This window comes from Catellatospora bangladeshensis (assembly GCF_016862575.1).
Lineage (GTDB): Bacteria > Actinomycetota > Actinomycetes > Mycobacteriales > Micromonosporaceae > Catellatospora > Catellatospora bangladeshensis.
The window spans coordinates 1-1,426 of the sequence record NZ_BONF01000095.1 but is presented as its reverse complement, the minus strand read 5'-3'; the positions used below and the strand labels follow the sequence as shown (position 1 = coordinate 1,426).

1 protein-coding gene is annotated in these 1,426 nt (G+C 68.7%); it reads right to left on the bottom strand.

Translation table 11 applies throughout. From position 1 onward, the window contains the following. Nucleotides 1-57 precede the first annotated feature (57 nt). On the bottom strand, nt 58-1,305 hold the full coding sequence (locus Cba03nite_RS39375) for an IS256 family transposase (protein WP_203757677.1): 1,248 nt from the start codon (nt 1,303-1,305) through the stop codon (nt 58-60). Nucleotides 1,306-1,426 lie beyond the last annotated feature (121 nt).

Genomic DNA, 1,426 nt, shown 5'->3' with positions numbered 1-1,426 from the left:
GTCACGTCCAGGGAAGTGGTGTACGAGTAGACGACCATCGCTGATCCTGGGCTGAGCTTATGCGGCGGTGAGCTCGGGTTCGGGCTGCGCCGCGCTGGGCGTGGTCTGGTCGTCGATGGTCTCCTTGCGGGCTTTGGCGAGGAGTTCAGGGCCCATATAACGGCGCTGCTCGGTCCATTCGTCGGTCTGCTCGGCCAGTACCGCGCCGACCAGCCGGATCACGGCGGCGCGGTTGGGAAAGATCCCCACGACGTCGGTGCGTCGGCGGATCTCCTTGTTGAGCCGCTCCTGCGGGTTGTTGGACCAGATCTGGCGCCAGATCTCCTTCGGGAACGCGGTGAACGCCAGGAGGTCGTCGCGGGCCTCGTCGAGGTGCTCGGCAGCGGCCGGGTACTTCGCGGCGATGGCGTCGACGACCCGGGCGTACTGGGCGTGCACTTCGGCGGCGTCGGGCTGGTCGAAGATGGTGCGGACCATCGTGGCCAGCCACGGCTGCGCCGACTTGGGCACGCGGGTGAGCAGGTTGCGCAGGTAGTGGGTGCGGCAGCGCTGCCAGGCCGCGCCGGGCAGCGCGGACCCGATCGCGTTGACCAGGCCGCGGTGGGCGTCGGAGATGACCAGCTTCACGCCGGTCAGGCCGCGGGCGGTCAAGGCGCGCAGGAACGCCAGCCAGCCGGCACCGTCCTCCTCGGCGCACACGTCCAGGCCCAGGACCTCACGATGCCCGTCGGCGTTGACGCCGACCGCGACCAGGCAGGCGACGTTGACGGTCCGGCCGTCCTCGCGGACCTTCATGGTCAGCGCGTCCAGGGACACGAACGTGTAGTGCGCCGAGTCGAGGGGTCGGCTGCGGAACGCCTCGACCTGCGCGTCCAGGGTCTGGGCCATCTCCGAGACCTGGGACTTGGACAGCCGTGTCACGCCCAGTTGCTCGGCCAGCTTCTCCACCCGCCGGGTCGACACCCCGAGCAGGTAGCTCGTGGCAACGACCGACACCAGGGCCTGCTCAGCACGGCGGCGGTAGTCCAGGAGCCATTCCGGGAAGTACGACCCGGTGCGCAGCTTCGGGATGGCCAACTCGACCGTCCCGGCGCGGGTGTCCCACTCTCGGGGCCGGTAGCCGTTGCGGTGGTTGACCCGGTCGTCGCTGCGCTGGCCGTACTCGGCGCCACAGGCCGCGTCGGCCTCGGCCGACATCAGAGCGTTGGCGAACGCGGTGATCATCGTCCGCAACACGTCAGGGTTGCCTTGGCCCGCCTGCTGGCGAAGCCACGCGGCAGCGTCCACACTCTCAAGTGCGGTCATCGGATTCCTGCTCCCTCAAGATCTTGGTCGGTCTTTGAAGGATCAATCCGATGGCCGTTTATCTCGTTACGCCCGAGTCCAAGACCCGACCGCTGCTACACCACGTCCCTGGACGCAACCC

What these genes read in the sequence shown, in the direction of transcription:
- Cba03nite_RS39375 (WP_203757677.1), bottom strand. Translation starts at nt 1,305, where the DNA reads ATGACCGCACTTGAGAGTGTGGACGCTGCCGCGTGGCTTCGCCAGCAG.